The following is a 21271-nucleotide window of genomic DNA, read 5'->3' as shown; positions in this document are numbered from 1 at the left end:
GCCTGGGTCGGCGGGGCCGGGGGTGCGAAGGGGTTGAAGTCCGGCGGGGGCACCTTCACCCAAGTGCCCTTGCCCGGCAGCTCGTTCTCCTCCTCCTCCACCACCGGCGCGGCCGCCGCGGCGAACGGATCGGCCGCGGCCGGAGTCGCGAACGGGTCGGCGGCCGGGGAACCGAACGGATCGGCGGCCGGAGAGCCGAACGGATCGGCGACCGGTGCGGCGGGGGCCGGGGTTGCGGGCGGCGGCGGAGTGGTCTGGGCGAAGGGGTTGAAGTCGGCCGGGGGGACGTGGACCCAGGTGCCCTTGCCGGGCAGGTCGTCGTCCTCGGCGGCGGCCGGAGCGGCGGCCGGTGCGGCAGCGGCCGGGGCCGGTGCCGGTGCCGGAGGTGCGAACGGGTTGAAGTCCGAGGGCGGGACGCGCACCGGGGTGCCCTTGGCGGAGGGCGGCACCTCGTCGCGCGGGGCGGCAGGCGCCGGCGTGGGCACGCTCAACTGGTCGGCGGCGGAAGCGCCGAACTGGTCGGCGGCCGGGGAACCGAACGGGTCGGCCGAGGCGAGCACCGGGGTCGGCTGGGCCGGCAGATCGGCGGGCGCCGGGGTCGCGAACGGGTTGAAGTCGGCGGCCGGGACGCGCACCGGGGTACCCGCGTCCGGGTCGGGCTGGGCCACCGGGGCGACGGGCGGCGGCGAGGCGCTGGCCTGCGCGGGCACCGAAACGGCGGGCACCGAGGCGGCGGGCGGCGCGGCCGGGGCCGATGCGGCAGGAGCCGGCACGGGCGGCGTCTGCACGGGCGGCGTCTGCACCGGCTGAGCCGGGGCGGGCGGCGGCGAGGCCACCGGCGTCGACGGCGCGGCAGCTGCCGTCGCGGGGCCGGGCGTCACCGCGGCGGCGACGCCGTCCCAGGCCATCTGGAGGCGGCACAGCAGGTCGGCGAAGACGCCGGTGTAGAGCTCCCAGTCCTCGCTGTTCGGGGTGGAGAGCTGGACGGTGAGCACGGTCGCGCCGTCCGGCATCGGCACGAAGGCCTCGACCACCGAGCTGACCACCCAGCTGCGCCGGCCGTCGCCGCTCAGCGGGGCGGGCACCGGTACCGTCCTGGCCTCCACCAGCACCGCCGCGGGGCCGGCGGGCAGCAGCACCGTCCAGACCTCGGCGTGCGGGCGCTCGGTGGACAGCGCCAGCGCCAACTCCTGGATCGGCTGCGGGCGGTGCGCGGTGGCCACCACCAGGCTGACCCGGGACGGGCGCCCGTCGACGGTCAGCGCGCCGACACCGGCGTAGGCGACCTGCGCGGCGGCGAACTCCTCCGCGAGCAGGGCGGCGACCAGCGCCCAGTCGAAGCGTTCGGCGGCGCTCGCCCCGGCGAACAACTCCTCGGCGGACTCGACGAGATGGGCGGCCAGCGCCGGCCCGGCGCCGCGTACGGTCAGTGGGTGGAAGGCCGGCGGCAGCACCAGCCGGGCCTCCACGCCCGCGCCCGTCGACAGTTCGTCAGGGTTCACCGTCACCCGCGGCTCGGCCAGCGCGGCGAGCGCCCGGGTGAAGGCGGGGCGCAGCTTCTCGTCGGCCGGCTCCGGTGCGGCGGGCAGCTGCAGGGCGGCGGCTGACGTGGTGTCGGCCAGGCCGCGGGCCGAGCCGCCGAAGCGCTGCGCGAGCACCGGCAGCGCCTCCCGCCCGGCACCGGGGCTCGGGCGGCGGGAGGCGGCGGCCTCGACCACGGTGCCGAGCTTCAGCACGGTCAGCAGGCCCGGTCCGACCGGGCTGACCCGCAGCCCGAACAGCGCCTTCGCGGCGGGGTGCGGGCTCCGGCGGAACGCGGTCAGCGCATCGGCGGGGTAGTGGGTGGCGCGGCTGCCGAGGAGCGCGGCGGAGACCGCGTCCAGGGTCGCCGTGATCCGGTCTGCGGCGGCGAAGCCGTCCTGCGTCATGCGCCGAGCCCCCTCGCTCTCGGGTGTGGACAGGTCCAGCCACTTTTTACCAGACCCGGCGGACGGGGTAGATCGTGTGCCGGGGGAGTGGGGCCTGGCGGAGCGGGGAGCGGGTGACGGCTCGTCAGTCGGTGGGGGGCGCGGCCAGTCGCAGCAGGGTCTCGGCAAGGCCTGGGGCGGAGAGGGTGGCGGCCAGGTCGCGGACCAGCCGGCCGGTGGGTCCGTCGGGCTGCTCGGCGGCGAAGAACTCGGTGAGGAAGCCCGCGAGTTCGGGCTCGCGGCCGGCCGCGACGGCCAGCGCGGCGACCAGTTCCTGGACCAGCTGGAGCTGCAGGGTCTCGACCGGGACCGGCCGGTCGGTGAGCCAGTCCAGCGAGCTGATCTCGGCGTTGGCGATCCAGGCGCGCACGGTACGGCGCAGGTTGGCGCTCGGGTCGGGGATGCCGAGGTGGCGCAGGATCTGCTCGGCCGCGGACCGCCGGACCTGGTCGATGACGGCGTCGGCGTCCGGGCTGGCGGTCACCGAGCCGCCGCGCAGCAGCGCGGTGAAGCCGGCCGCGTGGCTCTGCACGAAGTCCAGGTAACGGCCCATCACCCGGTACAGGCGCTCGGAGAGCGGGCCGTCGGCGGGCTCCTCGAAGCGGGTCGAGAGCTCCCGGCCAGCCCGCCGCAGCGCCTCCTCGTACAGCGCCTGCTTCCCGGGGAAGTAGTGGTACACCAGCGGCCGGGAGGCCCCCGCGGCGGCGGCGATGTCGTCGATCGAGACGTCCTCGGGGGCCTGCGCCGAGAACAGTTCGAGGGCGACCGCGATCAGCTGTTCGCGTCGCTCGTCGACGCTGAGCCGCCGCCGCGGGGCTCGCGGCTCCGTGCCACGGGCGGTGCGCGGTTCGTCCGACCTGGGCGCCACGGACGGCGTACGGGAAGCCATGCGCTCCACCCTAGTTCGTCGGTGCCGGGTGGGGACAGCGCGGGCGTGCTGGTCAGCCCGTGGTGCGATGCAGGAGGTAGCGGCGGTAGGCCTCGCGGCCGTCCGGGACGAAGTCGAGGGTGGCGAGGTGCTCGGCGAGTTCCTGCTCGGTCAGCCAGCCGTGCCAGGCGACCTCCTCGACCTGCGGGTCGACCGGCCCGTCCCACTCGGCCTCGTGGACGTCCGACCACCAGCTGTACCGGTCGCCGTCGGTGTACAGGAACCGGAACAGGGGGCGGGTGCGGATGCCGGTGACCCCGAGCTCCTCCTCGGCCTCCCGGACGGCGGCGTCGGCGTAGCCCTCGCCCGCGCCGACCACGCCGCCGACGAAGCAGTCGTAGGCGCCGGGGGCGAAGAGCTTGGTGTCGGTGCGCCGGTGGGTGAAGATCCGGCCCTGCGGGTCGCGGACCAGGACGAAGACGCAGCGGTGGATCAGCCCGTCGCGGTAGACCTCGGAGCGCGGGGCGGTGCGCAGCACCCGGTCCTGCTCGTCGACCACGTCGAGGATCTCGTCGCCGGGGTTGGTGGTGGGTTCGGTCATACCGGCATTGTGCCGGTGCGGGCGGCGGGATCACCCGAAAGAGTTGGTATACGCACCTCCTGGCCGGGGGAGGAATCCCGACGACACGTCAGTTCCCCGCACCAGGAGCCCCGTTGAAGAACCGCCTCACCGTCCTCGCCGCCGTCGCCGTCGCCCTGTTCGTGCCCGCGCTGCCCGCGCTGGCGGCCCCCGCTCCCGCCGCCGTCCGCTCGGGCCTGGACTGCTACACCTGGGTGCACAACAACGACGACCTGTACGGCGGGGTGGACTGCACCAACAACACCGGCGCCCCGGTCACCTTCCACGCCGACATCGTCTGCGGCCTCGCGCCGGACGTCACGGGCAACTCGGTGACCGCGCAGCCGGGCCGGACGGAGGAGTCCTCCGGCCACTGCGCCTTCTACAGCACCGGCATCGGCCACATCGGCTGGACGGTCGAGTAGCACCCCCGCCCCGGGCGGCCCGCCCCGCCGACCTGCTCGTATGGTGGGCGGGTGGAGATCCAGGGCGAGACGGCCGGCGGGTTCGAGCCGGTCAGGGCGGCGTTCGCGCGCAACTTCCGGGAGTACGGCGAGCTCGGCGCGGCCTTCGCGCTGTACGCGGACGGCCGCAAGGTGGTCGACCTGTGGGCCGGCGACGCCCGGCCCGAGGTCGGCGCGCGCCCCGCCCCCGCGGTGCCCTGGACGGCCGACACCGCCCAGGTGCTCCGCTCGGTGACCAAGGGCCTGACCGCGGCCGCCGCGCTGCACCTCGCCCAGCGCGGCCTGCTCGACCTCGACGCGCCGGTGGCCGGGTACTGGCCGGAGTTCGCGGCGGCCGGCAAGGACCGGATCCCGGTGCGCTGGCTGCTCTCGCACCAGGCCGGGCTGCCCGCGCTGGACGTGCCGCTGCGGATCGAGGACGTCCTCGCCTGGGAGCCCGCCGCGGCCGCGGTCGCCGCGCAGGCCCCCGCCTGGGAGCCGGGCACCGCGCACGGCTACCACCCGCTGACCTTCGGCTGGCTGGTCGGCGAGGTGGTCCGGCGGGTCTCCGGGCAGACGGTCGGCCACTACTTCGCCGAGGAGATCGCCCGTCCGCTCGGCCTCGACCTGTGGATCGGCCTGCCCGCCGGGGCCGCGCCCCGGGTCGGCCGGCTGGTCGACCTGCCCGCGCCGGAGGCCGCCAAGGTCGGCCCGAACGGGATGCGGATGCGGCCGAAGCAGTCGGTGGTGGACGCCTACCGCGACCCGCGCTCGCTGACCGCCCGCTCCTTCGGCTCCGTGCGCAGCAGCGTGGACCTGAACGATCCGGCGGTCCAGGCGGTCGAGGTGCCCGGCGCGGGCGGCATCGGCACCGCCCGCGCGGTGGCCCGGTTCTACGCGGCGCTGATCGGCGCCGCCGACCGGCACGGGGCGCCCGGCGAGCGGCTGCCCGCGCTGTTCGGGAAGGAGGCCCTGGCCGAGGCGACGGGTCCCTCGGTGCACGGGCCGGACCGGGTGCTGATCGTCAACACCACCTTCGGCCAGGGCTTCTTCCGGCACGGCGGCACGTCACCGATGGCCTCCCCGGCGAGCTTCGGCCACCCCGGCCGGGGCGGCTCGCTGGGCTTCGCCGACCCGGAGCTGGGCATCGGCTTCGGCTACGTCACCAACGGCATGCAGCCCGGCGTCACCGGCGACATCCGCTCCCGGACGCTGATCGCCGCCGTCCGGGAGTGCCTCGCGGCGCGCTGAGCCCTGCGCCGCCGCCGGCGCCGGGCTACTGCTGACGCCGGGTCACCGCTGACGCCGGGTCACCGTACGGCCCGTCAGGCCTGGCCGGTCTCGAAGCGGCTGACCCGCCCGTCGGGGGAGACGGTGAACCGCCAGGCGGTGCGCATCTCGCCCCAGGTGTCGTTGCGGTAGTCGGCGACCACCGCCCGGCCGCCGGACTTCTCGGTCTGCACGTCGATGTGCCCGTGCGAGGAGAAGATCTCCCGGTCGACCCACTGCGCCAGGTCGCGGTCCGAGCCGTCGTCGGACATCGTGGCGTCCTCGGTCAGAGCGGCGAAGAAGGCGTCCCGGTCACCGGAGTTGACCGCCCCGAGCAGGCGGCGGACGGCCGGATCGGAGAGCTTGTCGATGGCGATGGTCATGGCTGGTGGTGCTCCCTGTCGTCGGAACGGGTGTGACTCCAGTGAGACCCGTCCGGCCGCCGTCCGCCAGCGGCCTTGGTCCACCCGGATTTCACCCGTTCGCCGGTGCCGGAGTGTGCCGATCCGTCAGGGGCGGGTCACCAGAGCTGGTCCCACCACCAGGAGATCTCCGGGTAGGGCGGCGGGGTGAGCCGGCCGTCGGCGGGCCGGTCGGCGCGTTCGGCGACCGGGATCGTCCCGGGCTGCCGGGGGGCGTAGCGGGCCGAGGTGAAGCCCCACTCCAGGTTGCCGCTCACCAGGTTGGACAACTGGCGGACGTAGCGCCGCAGTTCGGGCCCGGCGCGGCGCGAGGTGCGGTCGGCGAGCCGGAGGAAGAGGCACATGGTGCGGTCGTGCAGCGCGGCGGTCTCGTGCAGCGCCCGCTCCCGGTCGCAGGCCAGGTGGCGCTGGACGGCGTCGACCATGTTGCTCTGCAGCGCGCCCTGGCTGTCCTCGCGGCGGTAGGAGTAGAGGTCGGCGGCGATCAGCACCAGGAACTTGGCGGCCTGGGTGAGCGCGTGCACCCGGGGGGAGTCCAGCTGGGACTGCGGCAGGCAGGTGCGCTCGCAGACCTCGATGATGTCGATGCAGGAGCGGCTGCCGCGGTCCAGCGGCCCGACCGTGAGGTACTCGGCGAGGGACATCGTCTTGCCCTCGGCGCGGAAGGCGACCACCGTCGCCGCGCCCATGAAGGACTCCAGCTGGCTGTCCGCCCAGCGCCGCACGGTCGGCGCGGGGGCCCACTCGCGGGCCCGCCGGAAGACGTCGCGGACCGACTCGCCGTAGCGGTCGGTCTGGTGCAGGTGAGAATTCGGCGAGTTGATAACGGCCAGTAGCGTGGCTGCTATGGTGAGTACACGCGAAGGGTCGCGGTTCAACTCGCCGGTGTCCCACTCGTCGTCGAGTGTGAGCATGCTGCACAGCCATTGTGAGACCAGTTCGAGTCCCGTGGTGCCCTCGGCGTCCCTGGCGATTCGGCAGACGAATTCGTGTGCCCCGATCGCCAGCAGTCGTCGGCGCTGTTCCGGGTCCGTGCTGAAGCCCATCGTCTCCAGCCACAGCTCCGTGCTCTTCCCGACCGATTCGTGGTCCGGGTGCAAGGCGGACGGGATCGGGCAGAACAGCGGGGGGATGGCAGCCAACGTGTCTCCAGAGCGCCTCTTGCCGGTGCGTCAAAACTGTTGAGGGTGGGCGCCGGCGGTGGCCTCTCCCACTAAGATCAACTACACCCCTGAGGCCCGAACATTATCCGATCGGATCATCAGATGTCAGGGGTAGTAAGGCATTTGCCCCAGGCCAGGTCGTCTAACCCTCCGTCAGGTCGCCCGCCTGCGCGAACGTCGCCCGCGCCGGGCGCGACGGCGCTAAGGTCGGAAACGGAGTGCCGGGACGGCGAGGCGGAGGGACGGGCGTGGCCGAAGAGCAGAGCGGGCCGCAGGAGCGGGAGTCGGCCCCGAGACGGTCGACGTGCGGCTGTGGGAGCGGGACATCGAACTGCGCTCCGCCGAACAGGCCGTGGACCGGTTGTGCCGGGAGTTCGCCGCGGGTGGTACCAAGATCGGCGAACTGCTGGTCTTCTCCGGACCGCCCGGGATGGGCAAGACCTCGGTGCTCGAACAGGTCCGGCGGATCGCCGGGCAGCGCAAGGACAGCACCGTCCTGTTCGCCCGCGGCGGCGAGCGCCAGAAGAAGGAACCCTTCCGCGTCCTCCGGCAGTTGCTGCTCCCGGTGCTCGGCGGTCTGAGCGAGGAGGAGCGGTCCGAGGTCTTCGGCAACTGGTACAACATCGTCGCGCCGGCCGTCGGCCTGGCCCCGCCGTCCGACGAGATCGAGCGGATCGACCCGCAGGGCATCCGCGACGGCCTGGACTTCGTGATCACCCAACTCGCGCCCCGCCGCGCCCCGTTGGTGGTCGCCGTGGACGACCTGCACTGGGCCGACATGGAGTCGCTGACCTGGCTGCACGCCTTCGCCGCGCGGGCCCGCGAACTGCCGGTGCTGCTGGCCTTCGCCTACCGGCACGAGTTCGAGGACGAGGCCCGCCCGCTGGCCGCGCAGATCGAGCGGATGGCCGTGCGCCGCCACGAGCTGATGCCGCTCAACCCGGTCTCGGTCGCCGAGCTCGTCCACACCGAGTTCGCCGACGCCGACGACGCGTTCTGCCGGCAGGTCTGGGCGGTCACCGCCGGCGCCCCGTTCGACACCGTGGCCCTGCTGCGCGAGATCCGCGAGCAGAGCCTCGAACCGGTCGAGGAGAACTCGCCCCGGCTGCGCGACCTCGCGGCGGCCGCCCGCGGCCAGGGCCGCGACTACTGGCTGGACAAGCTCGGGCCGACCACCATCCGGTTCGCCTGGGCCGCCGCCCTGCTCGGCACCGACATCAAGGAGGAGCTGGCCTCCGCGATCTGCGCCCAGGGTCCCGCCCAGGCCGCCGACTCGGTCCGCGAGCTGCGCCGCCACCGGGTGCTCACCAGCCAGCCCAACGGCCGACTGGAGTTCGTCCACCCGCTGATCGGCACCTCCATCTACCAGTCGATGTCGCCCAGCACCCGCACCGCCATGCACGGCATCGCCGCCACCGTCATCGAGAACACCGGCGGCTCGCTGATCGCCGCCTCCCGGCACCTGCTGGAGACCCACCCCGGCGAGGGCGACGACGCCATCGTCCGCAAGCTCCGCCGGGCCGCCGCCGAGAACCTCGCCATCGGCGCGCCCGAAGCCGCCCGCCGCTGTCTGGAGCGCGCCCTCAACGAGCCGCCGGACGAGGACGACCGGGCCGAGGTGCTGTACGAACTCGGCTGCGCCGCGCTGCTCACCGACCCGGAGGCCACCGCCAACCAGCTGCGCCTGGCGCTCGCCATCGAAGGCGGCCTCAGCTCCGACCTGCGGGTCGACGCGGTGTTCCGGCTCTCCGAGGTGATCGCCCACGGCGGTGACCTGAACGGCGCGGCCGCACTCTGTCGCGACGAGGCCGAGCACACCCCGGAGGGCCTCGGCAAGCTCCGCCTGACGGTCGCCCACCTGCTGTACACCACCCTGCAGCGCGACGAGGAGGACGGCCCGGCCCGCTCCCGCCAGCTCGCCGAACTCGCCACCCAGGTCGACCCGGACAGCGAGGCCGCCCGCCCGGTGCACGCGCTGCGCGCCTGGGACCTCACGCTGCAGGGCGCACCCGCCCCGGAGACCCTGCGCGAGGCCGAACTCGCCCTGGCCGACGGCCGGTTGCCGCGCAGCCTCGGGTGGACCAACACCACCTGGAACTTCGAGCTGCCCGCGCTGCTCGGCCTCTGCTACGCCTACCACGACGAACTCGCCCGCGCCGAGAAGCTGTTCTCCTCCGCGATCCTGGAGTTCGAGATCGCCGGGTGGAGCGGCGCGCACCGCGGCTTCGCCTACTTCCTGATGGGCTTCGCCCGGCTGCGCCGCGGCTTCCTGCCGGAGGCCGAGGACTTCCTGCGCCGCGGCCTGCGGATCGCCGACCGGATGGGCGGCGGGCTGCCGCTGCAGTGGAACCTGGTCGGCGCGCTGATCGACACCCTGCTCGCCCGCGGCCGCGACGAGGAGGCCTGGGAGGTCGCCGAGCAGTACCGCTTCACGCCGCCGTACCACCAGACCGCGCTGCTGCTGCCGGACGTCGCCACCATCTACGGCAAGCTGCTGATCTCCCGCGGCGAGTACGACATGGCGGTCGAGGTGCTCGCCGAGACCGGCCTGCGGCTGGACCGGCGCGGCTGGCGCTCCACCGTGCACGCCCCGTGGGCGGGCCACCTGGCCGTCGCGATGGCGCACCGTGACGTGCCGTCGGCCCGCAAGAACGGTGACGAGGCGATCAGCCGGGCCCGGCTGTCCGGCTCGCCGTCGGCGATCGGCACCTCGCTGCGGCTGGCCGCCAGCGTGTGGGAGGGCCCGCGCGCCGTCGAGCTGCTGTCGGAGGCGGTCGCCTGGCTCGGCCGCTCCCCGGCGTCCTACGAGCACGCGCACGCGCTGGTCGACCTCGGTGCCGCCCTGGTGCAGGTCGGCCGTTCCGTGGACGCCGCCGAACTGCTGTACCAGGGAATGGAGTTGGCGCAGCACTGCGGTGCCGACGGCCTGGTGGTGCGGGCCCGCAACGTGCTGGCGCGCTCCGGGCTGCAGCCCAACCGGGTGCTGCTGCCGGCCAAAGAGGCACTCAATCCGCAGGAGCGGGCGGTGGCCGAGCTCGCGGTGCTCCAGGTGCCGCCGCAGCGGATCGCCGAGCAGCTGGGCGTCCCGGTGTCGCTGGTGAAGCAGCGGCTCGCGGCCGTCCACCGCAAGCTCGGCACCGGCCCCGAGGGCCTGGCCGCGGCGCTCGGATTGCCCACCACCGGCCCCGGGCAGGCTGACTGACACCTTGCCGGTCGCCCCGGCGCGCGGGGGCGGGTCACCGCCGCCCGGGCCGGGGCGGGCTACCCTGGCCGGGCAGGGTGATCAAGAGTGAGGAGCAGGTCATGACCGCATCGGTCGAACCCACCGAGGTGCATCGGGCGCCGTTCGACTCCTCCGGGCCCGGCATGGGGTTGGAGCGGTGGACGCTGCGCTCGGGCCCGATCGAGGCCACCGTGATCACCCTCGGCGCGGCCCTGCACACCCTGACCGCCCCCGACCGCACCGGCACCCCGGCCCAACTGCTGCTCACCACGCGGGACGTGGGCGCGCTGCTCGGCCCGGCCAAGCACTACGGGGTGTCCGTCGGCCGGTACGCCAACCGGATCGCCGACAGCCGGATCACCCTGGACGGCGAGGACCACCCGCTGATGCCGACCGGCGGCGGCGTGACCCTGCACGGCGGCCCGGACTCCTTCTCGCACCGGGTCTGGGAGGCCGAGCAGATCCCCGGCGGGGTGCGGATGCACCTGCACTCCCCGGACGGCGACCAGGGCTTCCCCGGGGCGATGGACGTGTGGGTCGAGTTCGTGCTGGCCGGCGCCGACCTGTCGATCTCCTACCGGGCCGTCACCAACAAGCCCACCGTGGTCAACCTGACCAACCACGCCTACTTCAACCTGGCGGGCGAGGGCAGCGGCGACGTGCTCGGCCACCTGCTGACGCTGGACGCGGACGCCTACACCCCGGTCGACGAGCGGCAGATCCCGTACGGCCCGTACGCGCCGGTGGCGGGCACCCCGTTCGACTTCACCACCGCCCGGCCGATCGGCAAGGACATCGCCGACGGCCACCCGCAGCTGAAGCCCTCCCGCGGTTACGACCACAACTGGGTGCTGCGGGAGCGCCCGGCGGACGGTCCGCCGGTGCGGGCGGCGCTGCTGGAGGACCCGGGCAGCGGGCGCACCCTGGAGGTGCTGACCACCGAGCCGGGCCTGCAGGTGTACACCGCGAACGGCTTCGCGGGCGCGGTCACCGGCCCGTCCGGGGTGGCCTACGGCCCGTACGCGGGCGTCGCCCTGGAGACCCAGCACCACCCCGACTCCCCGCACCAGCCGTCCTACCCGTCGACCGAGCTGCGGCCGGGGCAGGAGTTCCGCTCCACCACGGTGCTGCGCCTGGGCACCACCGGCTGACGTCCGCTCCACGAAGGCCCCGGGGAAGCGCCCCCGGGGCCTTTCGCGTGCCCGGGCGCTGCAAGGCCTTTCCGCAAGCGGCAGATCGTCAAGACGCGTGACGGCAACTCTCAGGACACGTAGACGTAACGATCCCCGTCATCTTGCAGAAACTTGCTGCAAGGACTTTCAGCTGTGCTCGCCCCGCTGTTACGTTCCTGGTCAAGCCCGACGGCCGCAACGGCGCAGTCGGCTCGGGACAGCCATTATGCGCCGTCCTCCACCATCTCGGGCACCCCCACTTTTCCTAGGAGTTTCCATGCGGCGTGGCATCGCGGCCTCCGCTCTCGTTGCGGCTCTTGCGGTCACTCTTGCGGCCTGCGGCAGCAGCGGCTCCGGCTCGGACGCCAAGGGCGACGGCGGACCGGTCACCATCACTTACTGGGACACTTCCAACGCCACCAACGAGGCTCCCAACTACCAGGAGCTGGTCAAGAAGTTCGAGGCCGCGAACCCGAACATCAAGGTCAACTTCGTCAACGTGCCGTTCGACCAGGCGCAGAACAAGCTCCAGACCGCGATGGGCGCCAAGGGCGCGCCGGACGCCTTCCGCTCCGAGGTCGGCTGGACCTCCGCCTTCGCCAAGGCCGGCTACCTGGAGGCACTGGACGGCACCCCCGCGCTGACCGACGCCTCCGTCTTCCAGCCCTCGCTGATCCAGCAGGCCAAGTACTCGGGCAAGACCTACGGCGTGCCGCTGGTCACCGACACCCTGGCCCTGATGTACAACAAGGACCTCTTCACCAAGGCCGGCATCACCGCCGCGCCGACCAGCTGGGACGAGCTCAAGGCCGACGCCGCGCTGCTGAAGGACAAGGCCGGCGTCGACGGCTTCTGGATGCGCGCCGGCGACGGCTACTACGCCATGCCGTTCCTGTACGGCGAGGGCACCAACATGGTGGACGCGGCCGGCAAGAAGGTCACGGTCAACTCGCCGGAGGCCGTCAAGGCCATCGAGACCTACAAGTCGATGTTCACCGCGCCGGGCACCGTCAAGGCCGACGTCACGACCGACTCCTACGCCCACATGATGGACGCCTTCAACAGCGGCAAGGTCGCGGCGATCATCCAGGGCCCGTGGGAGGTCACCAACGTCTACAAGGGCACCGCCTTCGCCGACAAGAAGAACCTCGGCATCGCGGCCGTCCCGAAGGGCTCCACCGGCAAGGGCGGCGCGCCCACCGGCGGCCACAACGTCTCGGTGTACGCCGGCTCCGACGCCGCCCACAAGGCCGCCGCCGAGAAGCTCGCCGCGTTCCTCACCTCGGCGGAGAGCCAGACCTTCCTCGCGCTGAAGAACGGCACCCTGCCCACCCGCACCGACGCGTACACCGCCGAGGTCAAGGCCAACCCGGGCATCGCCGACTTCCAGGCGATCCTCACCTCCGCCCAGCCGCGCCCCGAACTGCCCGAGTACGCCTCGCTGTTCGGCTCCTTCGGCACCAACCTCGGCAAGATCGTCCAGGGCCAGTCGGACACCAAGGCCGGCCTGGACGCCACCGCCACCGACTACGCGAAGCTCCTGCCGGACTTCACCAAGTAGCAGACCTGCCGCCCGGCCCACACCTGACAGTGGGCCGGGCGGCGCCCGTCACACCAAGCAGCAGTCGCCGAGGCAGGCGGCGGACCTCCCGGAGAAGGTGTCAACCCATGGCAGTTGCGGTCGCACAGCGCATCAGGCTGTCGTACTCGAAGTACTGGTACGCGTACGCGATGATCGCGCCGGTCGCGATCGTCCTCGGGGTGCTGGTCGGCTACCCGCTGGTCCGCGGGGTGTACCTGACCCTCACCGATGCCAACAGCCTCAACGTCGGACGGCAGATCGGCGTCAACCACATCCCCGACAGCTTCAAGTTCGTCGGACTCGACAACTACGCGGACGTGCTGTGGGGCCCGACCGCCTACGACCGGTTCTGGTCGCACTTCGTGTGGACCGTCGCGTGGACCGTGATCTGCGTCGTCCTGCACTACACCATCGGCCTGGGCCTGGCCATGCTGCTCAACCGCAAGCTGCGCGGCCGCGGCCTGTACCGGCTGGTGCTGATCCTGCCGTGGGCGGTGCCGACCTTCGTCACCGTCTTCTCCTGGCGCCTGATGCTCGCCGACGGCGGTGCGCTCAACGGCCTGCTCGGCGCCGTCGGCCTGCCCGAACCCAGCTGGCTGGCCGACCCGTGGGCGCAGAAGGCGGCCGCGATCCTGGTCAACACCTGGGTCGGCGTGCCGTTCATGATGATCTCGCTGCTCGGCGGCCTGCAGTCGATCCCCGCCGAGCTGTACGAGGCCGCCGAGATGGACGGCGCCAGCGCGTGGCAGCGGTTCCGCTACGTCACCCTGCCCGGCCTGCGCACCGTCTCCTCCACCGTCGTGCTGCTCGGCGTGATCTGGACCTTCAACCAGTTCGCCGTCATCTTCCTGCTGTTCGGCTCCGGCGCCCCCGACGCGCAGATCCTGGTCACCTGGGCCTACCGCCTCGGCTTCGGCCAGCAGCCCGCGGACTACGCGCAGTCCGCCACCTACGGCATCCTGCTGCTCTCCATCCTGATCGTGTTCACCAGCTTCTACCGCCGCTGGCTGGCCCGGAACGAGAAGGCCAACGGATGAGCACCGAGGCCCGCACCGGAACGACCCCGCAGCCGACCAAGGACCACGACCAGGCAGGTACCGCCATGACCCTCACCGCCGACCGCCCCGCCGCGACCCCGGCCTCCGCCGAACGGCCCGTCAAGGTCCGCGCGCGCGGCGAGTCCTCGCCGCTCGGCGCCGTCCTCTCGCACGGCGCGCTGCTGATCGCCAGCCTGATCGCGCTCTTCCCGGTGCTGTACATCGGGTACATCTCGCTCGGTCCGGACGACATGGACTACCTGCACCCGGCGAAGATCATGGACAAGGCCACCTTCGCCAACTACGGCAAGGTGCTGGGCGACACCGACTTCCTCACCTGGTTCGGCAACTCGGCGATCGTGGCCGGCGGCACCACCGTGGTCGGCGTGCTGATCGCCGCCTCCACCGGCTACGCGGTCTCCCGGATGCGCTTCCCCGGCCACCGCCAGCTGATGTGGACCCTGCTGGTCACCCAGATGTTCCCGATCGCGGTGCTGATCGTGCCGATGTACTACATCCTGTCCAACCTGCAGATGCTGGACAGCTACACCGGCCTGGTCCTGGTCTACTCCGCCACCACGGTGCCGTACTGCGCCTGGCTGCTGAAGGGCTACTTCGACACCATCCCGGTGGAGATCGACGAGGCCGGCCGGGTCGACGGACTGTCCCCGTTCGGCACCTTCTGGCGGCTCATCCTGCCGCTCGCCCGGCCCGGCCTGGCGGTCGCCGCGTTCTACTCCTTCCTCACCGCCTGGGGCGAGGTCGCGTACGCCTCGACCTTCATGCTCTCGTCCTCCAAGTACACCCTGGCCGTCGGTCTGTCCTCGTTCGTCAGCGAGCACGACCACCAGTGGCAGCTGATGGCCGCCACCTCGGTGCTGATCGCGATCCCCGCCGCGGTCGTCTTCTACCTGGTGCAGCGCCACCTGGTCACCGGCCTCACCGCCGGCGCCGCGAAGTCCTGAACCACCGTCACCTTCCACACAGCTTCCAAGGGATGACTGTCCAATGACCCAGAACCTGGCCGACGCCTCCCGGCCCGCCGCCGTTCCCGCCGCTCGGACTGCTGCGAACACCGGGGCCTCCAGAGGCTGGTGGCGGGACGCGGTCATCTACCAGGTGTACCCGCGCAGCTTCGCCGACGGCAACGGGGACGGCATGGGCGACCTGCCCGGCATCCGCAGCCGCCTGCCCTACCTGCGCGACCTGGGTGTGGACGCGGTCTGGCTGTCCCCGTTCTACGCCTCCCCGCAGGCCGACGCCGGCTACGACGTCGCCGACTACCGCGCCGTCGACCCGATGTTCGGCACCCTGCTGGACGCCGACGCGCTGATCCGCGACGCCCACGAGCTGGGCCTGCGGATCATCGTCGACCTGGTCCCCAACCACTCCTCGGACCAGCACGAGTGGTTCCAGCGCGCGCTGCGCGAGGGCCCCGGCTCCCCGCTGCGCGAGCGCTACCACTTCCGCCCCGGCAAGGGCGAGAACGGCGAACTCCCGCCCAACGACTGGGAGTCCATCTTCGGCGGCCCCGCCTGGACCCGCACCGAGAACCCGGACGGCACCCCGGGCGACTGGTACCTGCACCTGTTCGCCCCGGAGCAGCCCGACTTCAACTGGGACAGCCCGGCGGTCGCCGACGAGTTCCGCTCCATCCTGCGGTTCTGGCTCGACATGGGCGTCGACGGCTTCCGGATCGACGTCGCGCACGGCATGGTCAAGGCCCCCGGCCTGCCCGACCTCGGCAGCCACGACCAGCTCAAGCTGCTCGGCAACGACGTGATGCCGTTCTTCGACCAGGACGGCGTGCACGCCATCTACCGCAGCTGGCGCGCCATCCTCGACGAGTACCCCGGCCAGCGGATCGGCGTCGCCGAGGCCTGGACCCCCACCGTCCAGCGCACCGCCAACTACGTCCGCCCCGACGAGCTGCACCAGGCCTTCAACTTCCAGTACCTGGGCACCGGTTGGGACGCCGCCGCGCTGCGCGAGGTGATCGACGTGTCGCTCGACTCGATGCGCCCGGTCGACGCCCCCACCACCTGGGTGCTCTCCAACCACGACGTCACCCGGCACGCCACCCGGTTCGCCAACCCGCCCGGCCTCGGCACCCAGATCCGCACCCCCGGCGACCGCGAACTCGGCCTGCGCCGGGCCCGCGCCGCCTCCCTGCTGATGCTGGCCCTGCCCGGCTCCGCCTACGTCTACCAGGGCGAGGAGCTCGGCCTGCCCGACGTCACCGACCTGCCCGACGAGGTCCGCCAGGACCCGTCGTTCTTCCGGCAGGCCGGCCAGGACGGCTACCGCGACGGCTGCCGGGTGCCGATCCCGTGGTCCGGCACCGAGGCCCCGTACGGCTTCGGCCCGAACCCCGGCGGCCCCAGCTGGCTGCCGCAGCCCGCCGAGTGGGCCAAGCTCTCGGTGGAGGTCCAGACCGGCGACCCCACCTCCACCCTGGAGCTGTACCGCTCCGCGCTCGCGGTGCGCCGCGCCCAGCCCGCGCTCGGCGCCGGCACCGAGGTCGAGTGGCTGCCCGCCCCCGAGGGTGTGCTGGCCTTCCGCCGCACCGCCGCCGAAGGCTCCTTCGTCTGCACCGTGAACACCACCTCCGAGGCGGTCCGGATCGCCGCCCCCGGCCGTATGCTGCTGTCCTCCGCCGAGGCTGTCGCAGTGGAGGACGGCGTCGAACTCGCGGCCGACAGCACCGCATGGTGGGCGGTCTGACGTGGTTGCAATAGGCTCTGGGATCGTGACTACGGCGCGACTCTCCGACATCGCGGCGCAGGCGGGGGTCAGCGAAGCCACCGTCAGCCGCGTACTCAACGGCAAGGCGGGTGTCTCCGCGACCACCCGGCAGACCGTGCTGGCCGCCCTCGACGTGCTCGGCTACGAGCGCCCGACCCGGCTGCGCCAGCGCAGCGCCGGGCTGATCGGTCTGATCACCCCCGAGCTCAGCAACCCGATCTTCCCGGCGCTGGCCCAGGTCATCGAACAGGTGCTCAGCCGGCACGGCTACACGCCGGTGCTGTGCACCCAGACCCCGGGCGGCTCCACCGAGGACGAACTCGTCGAGATGCTGGTCGAACGCGGCGTGGCCGGCATCGTGTTCGTCTCCGGCCTGCACGCCGACACCACCGCCGACCACGACCGGTACGCCAAACTGGCGGGCCGTCAGGTCCCGTTCGTGCTGATCAACGGCTACAGCGAGAAGATCGCCGCGCCGTTCATCTCCCCGGACGACCGGGCCGCGATGTGGATGGCCGTCCAGCACCTGGTCGAACTCGGCCACGAGACGATCGGGTTGGCGGTCGGCCAGAAGCGCTACGTGCCGGTGCTGCGCAAGATCGAGGGCTTCACGGCCGCCGTGCAGCAGCTCACCGCGCGCACCCCCGAGCAGGCCGCCGAGCTCGTCCACCACACCCTGTTCAGCGTGGAGGGCGGCCACGCCGCCGCGCAGGCGCTGCTCGACAAGGGCTGCACCGCGATCGTCTGCGGCTCCGACATGATGGCGCTCGGCGCGATCCGCGCGGTGCGCCAGCGCGGACTGTCGGTGCCGCAGGACGTCTCGGTGGTCGGCTTCGACGACTCCCCGCTGATAGCGTTCACCGAGCCGCCGCTGACCACCGTGCGCCAGCCGGTGGAGGCGATGGCCACCGCCGCGGTCGACGCCCTCCTCGAAGAGGTCGGCGGAAACCCGGCCCAGCGCTCGGAGTTCATGTTCCAGCCGGAGCTCGTGATGCGCGGCTCCACCGGCTCCGGACCGCGCCGGCCCTGATCGGGCGACCCCTCAGCCGCACTAAGCCGCCAGCGGCCTCCGGGAGCCAACTCCCGGAGGCCGCTTCGGCGTTCACGCGTACAGCTGCTCGATGTCGCGGCGGTACGCGGTGGCGACGGCCAGCCGGCGGACCTTCAACGAGGGTGTGAGCAGGCCGCGTTCCTCGGTGAAGTCGCCCGCCACCACGCGCACCCGGCGGATCGACTCGGCGCGCGAGACCGTCGAGTTGACCGCCCGCACCGCCGCCGCCAGCTCGGTCAGCACCGCGTGGTGCACCGGGATCGCACTGGCGATGTCGACGGCCTCCGTCCCGGTCGGCGGGCTCTGCGGCCGCAGTTCCAGGAAGTGCTCGACCGCCTCGGCGTCCAGGGTGACCAGCGCGCCCACGTACGGGCGGCCGTTGCCGACCACCAGGCACTGGCCGACCAGCGGATGGGCGCGCAGCCGGTCCTCCAGCGGGCCGGGGGAGACGTTCTTGCCGCCGGAGGTCACCAGGATCTCCTTCTTGCGGCCGGTGATGCTGAGGTAGCCGTCCTCGTCCAGCCGGCCCAGGTCACCGGTGGCGAACCACCGCGGCCGGGAGGGCCGCGGCGCGCCCAACTCGTAGTAGCCGTCGAAGATCTGATCACCGCTCAGGTGCACCTCGCCGTCCTCGGCGATCCGCACCGCGGTGCCCGGCACCGGCGGGCCGACCGTGCCGGGGCGGGGCCGCAGCGGCGGGTTCACGGTGGACGGGCCGGTGGTCTCGGTCAGCCCGTAGCCCTCGTGCACCAGCACCCCGGCGCCGGCGAAGAACAGCAGCAGCTCCGGGTCGATCGAGGAGCCGCCGCTGATCGCGTACCGGATTTTCCCGCCCATCGCCTGCCGGACCCTGCGGTACACCAGCACGTCGTACACGCCGTGGGCCATCCGCAGCGACAGCGGCGCGGGCCCTCCCTCGCCCGCCAGGGCGGCGAGTTCGGCCCGGGCGTAGCGCACCGCGACCCGCGCCGCCCGGTCGAACAGCTTCACCGCGCCCCTGGCCTGCGCCTGGGCCCGCCCCACCTGGTGGATCTTCTCGAACAGGTAGGGCACCCCGACCACGAAGGTGGGCCCGAACTCGGCCAGGTCCGGCCGCAGTTGATCGGGCTTCAGGGACGGGCTGTGGCCGACCCGGATCCGCCCGTGCACGCAGGTCACCTGGATCATCCGGCCCAGCACGTGGGCGAGCGGCAGGAACAGCAGGGTGGACGGAGCCTCGCCGGTGACCTCCTCGAAGACCGGTTCCAGCAGCGCCCGGCAGTTCGCCGCCCCGGTCAGGAAGTTGCCGTGCGTGAGCAGGCAGCCCTTGGGTCGCCCAGTGGTCCCCGAGGTGTAGATCAGGGTGGCCTCGCTGCGCGGGCCGAGCGCCGCCCGCCGCCGCTCCAACTCGGCGTTCGGCACCGCCTGTCCGAGCTCGGCGAGGGCGCCGACGGCGTCCTCGTCGAGCCGCCACAGCGGGACCGTCCCGCCGGTGCGGGCGATCGCGACGGTCAGCACCTCCGCGGTCTCGGCGTCCTCCGCGACCGCCAGCACCGCGCCGGAGTCCCGGACGATCCACTCCGCCTGCTCGACCGAGGAGGTCGGGTACACCGGCACCACCGAGGCGCCGGCCGACCAGGCCGCGAAGTCCAGCAGCATCCACTCGTACCGGGTGCGCGACATCAGTGCGACCCGGTCGCCGGGCCGCACCCCGGCCGCGACCAGTCCGCGCGCGGTGGTCGCCACCTGGTCGGCGAACTGACGGGCCGTCAGGTGCTCCCAACCGCCGTCGGCCCGGCGCCTGCTGGCGACCCGGGCCGCCGGGTCCTCCTGCGCGTTGCGGAAGGGCAGGTCGGCGAGGCTGCCGGTCTCCGGCGGCGCGACCAGGTGGGGGCTGTGCGCCTCGACCACCCGCCCGCCGGAGCGGACGGTCCGGACCGGCACGCGGTCGATCAGGTGTTCAGTGCGCCCGGCACGGGCGAGGGGATGTGCCATGAGCGGACTCCCTTGGGTGGTGGGGGTCCGCCAAGGGTAGGTACTCGGCAGTAAACTTACTAGACGGTAAGTTCCTTGACGGTGCCGGAGATTGTGTAAAAGGTGCGTGTTCCCTGACGGAGCGTCAGCCCTGGTCGGCCTGCGGCGCGGGACCGGTGAACCGCTCGTTCTCCCGGTCGTTGCCGGTGATCGCCTCGGTGCGCCTGCCGGTCGAGAGGTAGTCGCGCACCACCAGCTCCACCGCGTCCTGCGGACTGGTCGTGCCGACCCGCATCATCACCTCGAGCGCGAGGTCCGCGTCGAGCGAGATCGTCACCTTGGCCATCGGGTCGCTCCTGAACGCTCGGGACAGGTCCGTCCGGCCGAGCATAGGCCGCTGCCCCCGGAGCCGACCAGGGTCCCCGAGGGCAGCGGTGCATCAGGCGCGGGCCGGGCCCGCGTCAGGCACTGGGTGGGCGGACGGGTCAGACCCGGCCGGCGAAGTCCGGCGCCCAGTTGGCGATGGTCTCCGTGCGCACACCGGCGCTCGGGTTGGCCGCCTCGACGTACTTGCCGCCGCCGACGTACATCGCCACGTGGTACACGCCCGAGTTGGCGCCGTTGCTGGACCAGAACAGCAGGTCGCCCGGCTGCAGGTTGTCCAGCGACACCCGGGTCGAGTAGTCCGCCTGGTCGGCGGCCACCCGCGGCAGGCTGATGCCGGCCTGGCGGAAGGCCGCCTGGGTCAGGCCCGAGCAGTCCCAACCGCCGTTGCCGGTACCGCCGTAGACGTACGCCTGGCCGACCTTGGACAGCGCGAAGTTCACCGCGGCGGCCTTGGAACCGGTCACCGCGGAGGCGGTGGTGGTGGCGGACTTGGTGGTGCTCGCCGCGATGGTCGAGGTGCTCGCCTTGGCGGTGCTGCTCTTGGCGGCGGCGGTGGAGCCGGTGCTCTGGGTGGTGTTCTTGCCGGTGCCCTGGTGCGAGGAGCCGTTGTTCCAGGAGTCGTGCGAGCCGTTCCACGACGACTTGGTGGACTGCTCGGCCGGGGCGGAGGCGGTCGCGACGTTGCCCAGCGAGAGCTGCTGACCCGGGTAGATCATGTCCGGACCCTCGGTCAGGAGGGAGCGGTTCAGGTCGTACAGCTTCTGCCAGCCGCCGTCCACGTGGTGGCTCTGCGCGATGGTGGACAGCCAGTCGCCCGCGACCACGGTGTAGGTCTCGGCGGCCTGGGTGCTCTGCTGCGGCTGGGCGGCCGGCTGCTGCGGCTGCTGGGCCGGCTTGGTCTCGGCCTTCGCCTGCGGGGCGGCGGCCGGGGCCTGCTGCTGGGCCTTGGGCTGCTGGGTCTTGGCCGCGCTCTGGCCGGCCGAGGTGTCGACCTGCGGGGCGGAGCCGCCCTTGGTCAGACCCGCCTGGATCGAGCAGACCGGCCAGGCGCCGGGGCCCTGCACGGCCAGCACCTTCTCGGCGGTGGCGATCTGCTGGTCCTTGGTGGCCAGGTCGGCGCGCGAGGCGTACGCCGTGCCGCCGAAGGCGGCCCAGGTGCTGTTGGTGAACTGGAGGCCGCCGTAGAAGCCGTTACCGGTGTTGATCGACCAGTCGCCGCTGGACTCGCACTGCGCGACCTTGTCCCAGGTCGACACCGAGGCGGCCGAGGCGGAGCCGGAGGCCAGGCAGGGAACGGTGAGGCCGATGCCGACGACGCCGGTGGTCGCGATCAGGCGGCGGGCGCGCTTGGCGCTGATGGGCAGCATGAA

Annotated in this window: 16 protein-coding genes and 1 pseudogene; 9 read left to right on the top strand and 8 right to left on the bottom strand. The window is 72.8% G+C overall.

Annotated elements, in window-relative coordinates; genetic code table 11:
• The 3 genes and pseudogenes from AB0K51_RS16105 to AB0K51_RS16095 form a co-directional block, all read right to left on the bottom strand.
• A pseudogene (locus AB0K51_RS16105) lies at positions 1-1928 on the bottom strand (hypothetical protein); the annotation flags it as partial.
• Between the two features lie 124 nt (positions 1929-2052).
• Positions 2053-2856: a TetR/AcrR family transcriptional regulator gene (locus tag AB0K51_RS16100; RefSeq protein WP_363454930.1), complete on the bottom strand. Its 804-nt coding sequence runs from the start codon at positions 2854-2856 to the stop codon at positions 2053-2055.
• 52 nt (positions 2857-2908) lie between these two features.
• Complete coding sequence (locus AB0K51_RS16095) at positions 2909-3436, bottom strand: NUDIX domain-containing protein (protein ID WP_363454927.1); 528 nt, start codon at positions 3434-3436, stop codon at positions 2909-2911.
• A 113-nt stretch (positions 3437-3549) separates the two neighbouring features.
• Here AB0K51_RS16095 and AB0K51_RS16090 point away from each other — a divergent pair, with 113 nt between their 5' ends.
• Positions 3550-3879, top strand: coding sequence for a hypothetical protein (locus tag AB0K51_RS16090; RefSeq protein ID WP_363454925.1), 330 nt, complete (start codon positions 3550-3552; stop codon positions 3877-3879).
• Positions 3880-3930: 51 nt separating this feature from the next.
• On the top strand, positions 3931-5148 hold the full coding sequence (locus AB0K51_RS16085; protein WP_363454922.1) for a serine hydrolase domain-containing protein: 1218 nt from the start codon (positions 3931-3933) through the stop codon (positions 5146-5148).
• Between the two features lie 74 nt (positions 5149-5222).
• On the opposite strand, the gene AB0K51_RS16080 is transcribed toward AB0K51_RS16085, so the two are convergent.
• Both AB0K51_RS16080 and AB0K51_RS16075 read right to left on the bottom strand, forming a co-directional pair.
• Complete coding sequence (locus tag AB0K51_RS16080; RefSeq protein ID WP_363454919.1) at positions 5223-5549, bottom strand: nuclear transport factor 2 family protein; 327 nt, start codon at positions 5547-5549, stop codon at positions 5223-5225.
• A 137-nt stretch (positions 5550-5686) separates the two neighbouring features.
• Positions 5687-6730 (bottom strand): hypothetical protein, encoded by a 1044-nt coding sequence (locus tag AB0K51_RS16075; protein WP_363454916.1) that lies wholly within the window; start codon positions 6728-6730, stop codon positions 5687-5689.
• A 325-nt stretch (positions 6731-7055) separates the two neighbouring features.
• Here AB0K51_RS16075 and AB0K51_RS16070 point away from each other — a divergent pair, with 325 nt between their 5' ends.
• From AB0K51_RS16070 to AB0K51_RS16040, 7 genes are all read left to right on the top strand, one after another.
• Entirely contained in the window at positions 7056-9953 is a 2898-nt protein-coding gene (locus tag AB0K51_RS16070) for an AAA family ATPase (RefSeq protein WP_363454914.1), read from the top strand.
• A 101-nt stretch (positions 9954-10054) separates the two neighbouring features.
• Positions 10055-11125 carry an aldose epimerase family protein gene (locus tag AB0K51_RS16065; RefSeq protein ID WP_363454911.1) on the top strand — a complete coding sequence of 357 codons (1071 nt, stop codon included), beginning with the start codon at positions 10055-10057 and terminating at the stop codon, positions 11123-11125.
• Positions 11126-11423: 298 nt separating this feature from the next.
• Positions 11424-12707, top strand: a complete 1284-nt coding sequence (locus tag AB0K51_RS16060) for an extracellular solute-binding protein (protein ID WP_363454909.1) — start codon at positions 11424-11426, stop codon at positions 12705-12707.
• Positions 12708-12814: 107 nt separating this feature from the next.
• Positions 12815-13765: a sugar ABC transporter permease gene (locus AB0K51_RS16055; protein ID WP_363454906.1), complete on the top strand. Its 951-nt coding sequence runs from the start codon at positions 12815-12817 to the stop codon at positions 13763-13765.
• Between the two features lie 65 nt (positions 13766-13830).
• Positions 13831-14730, top strand: a complete 900-nt coding sequence (locus tag AB0K51_RS16050) for a carbohydrate ABC transporter permease (RefSeq protein ID WP_363455116.1) — start codon at positions 13831-13833, stop codon at positions 14728-14730.
• 43 nt (positions 14731-14773) lie between these two features.
• Positions 14774-16489 carry a glycoside hydrolase family 13 protein gene (locus tag AB0K51_RS16045; protein WP_363454903.1) on the top strand — a complete coding sequence of 572 codons (1716 nt, stop codon included), beginning with the start codon at positions 14774-14776 and terminating at the stop codon, positions 16487-16489.
• A 25-nt stretch (positions 16490-16514) separates the two neighbouring features.
• Positions 16515-17540, top strand: a complete 1026-nt coding sequence (locus AB0K51_RS16040) for a LacI family DNA-binding transcriptional regulator (RefSeq protein ID WP_363454901.1) — start codon at positions 16515-16517, stop codon at positions 17538-17540.
• A gap of 72 nt (positions 17541-17612) precedes the next feature.
• Here the strand turns inward: AB0K51_RS16040 and AB0K51_RS16035 are convergent, their stop codons facing one another.
• From AB0K51_RS16035 to AB0K51_RS16025, 3 genes are all read right to left on the bottom strand, one after another.
• Positions 17613-19535 carry an AMP-dependent synthetase/ligase gene (locus tag AB0K51_RS16035; protein ID WP_363454899.1) on the bottom strand — a complete coding sequence of 641 codons (1923 nt, stop codon included), beginning with the start codon at positions 19533-19535 and terminating at the stop codon, positions 17613-17615.
• A 124-nt stretch (positions 19536-19659) separates the two neighbouring features.
• Positions 19660-19860: a hypothetical protein gene (locus AB0K51_RS16030; protein ID WP_363454897.1), complete on the bottom strand. Its 201-nt coding sequence runs from the start codon at positions 19858-19860 to the stop codon at positions 19660-19662.
• 139 nt (positions 19861-19999) lie between these two features.
• The gene (locus AB0K51_RS16025) at positions 20000-21268 is read right to left on the bottom strand and encodes a transglycosylase family protein (RefSeq protein ID WP_363454894.1); all 1269 of its coding nucleotides are present in this window, start codon (positions 21266-21268) and stop codon (positions 20000-20002) included.
• Positions 21269-21271: the final 3 nt, after the last annotated feature.

Origin of the sequence: Kitasatospora sp. NPDC049285 (genome assembly GCF_040678815.1) — a bacterium.
In the GTDB taxonomy this organism is placed as follows: domain Bacteria; phylum Actinomycetota; class Actinomycetes; order Streptomycetales; family Streptomycetaceae; genus Kitasatospora.
Note: the sequence above shows the minus strand (reverse complement) of the source record. Positions and strands in the feature narration are given on the sequence as shown.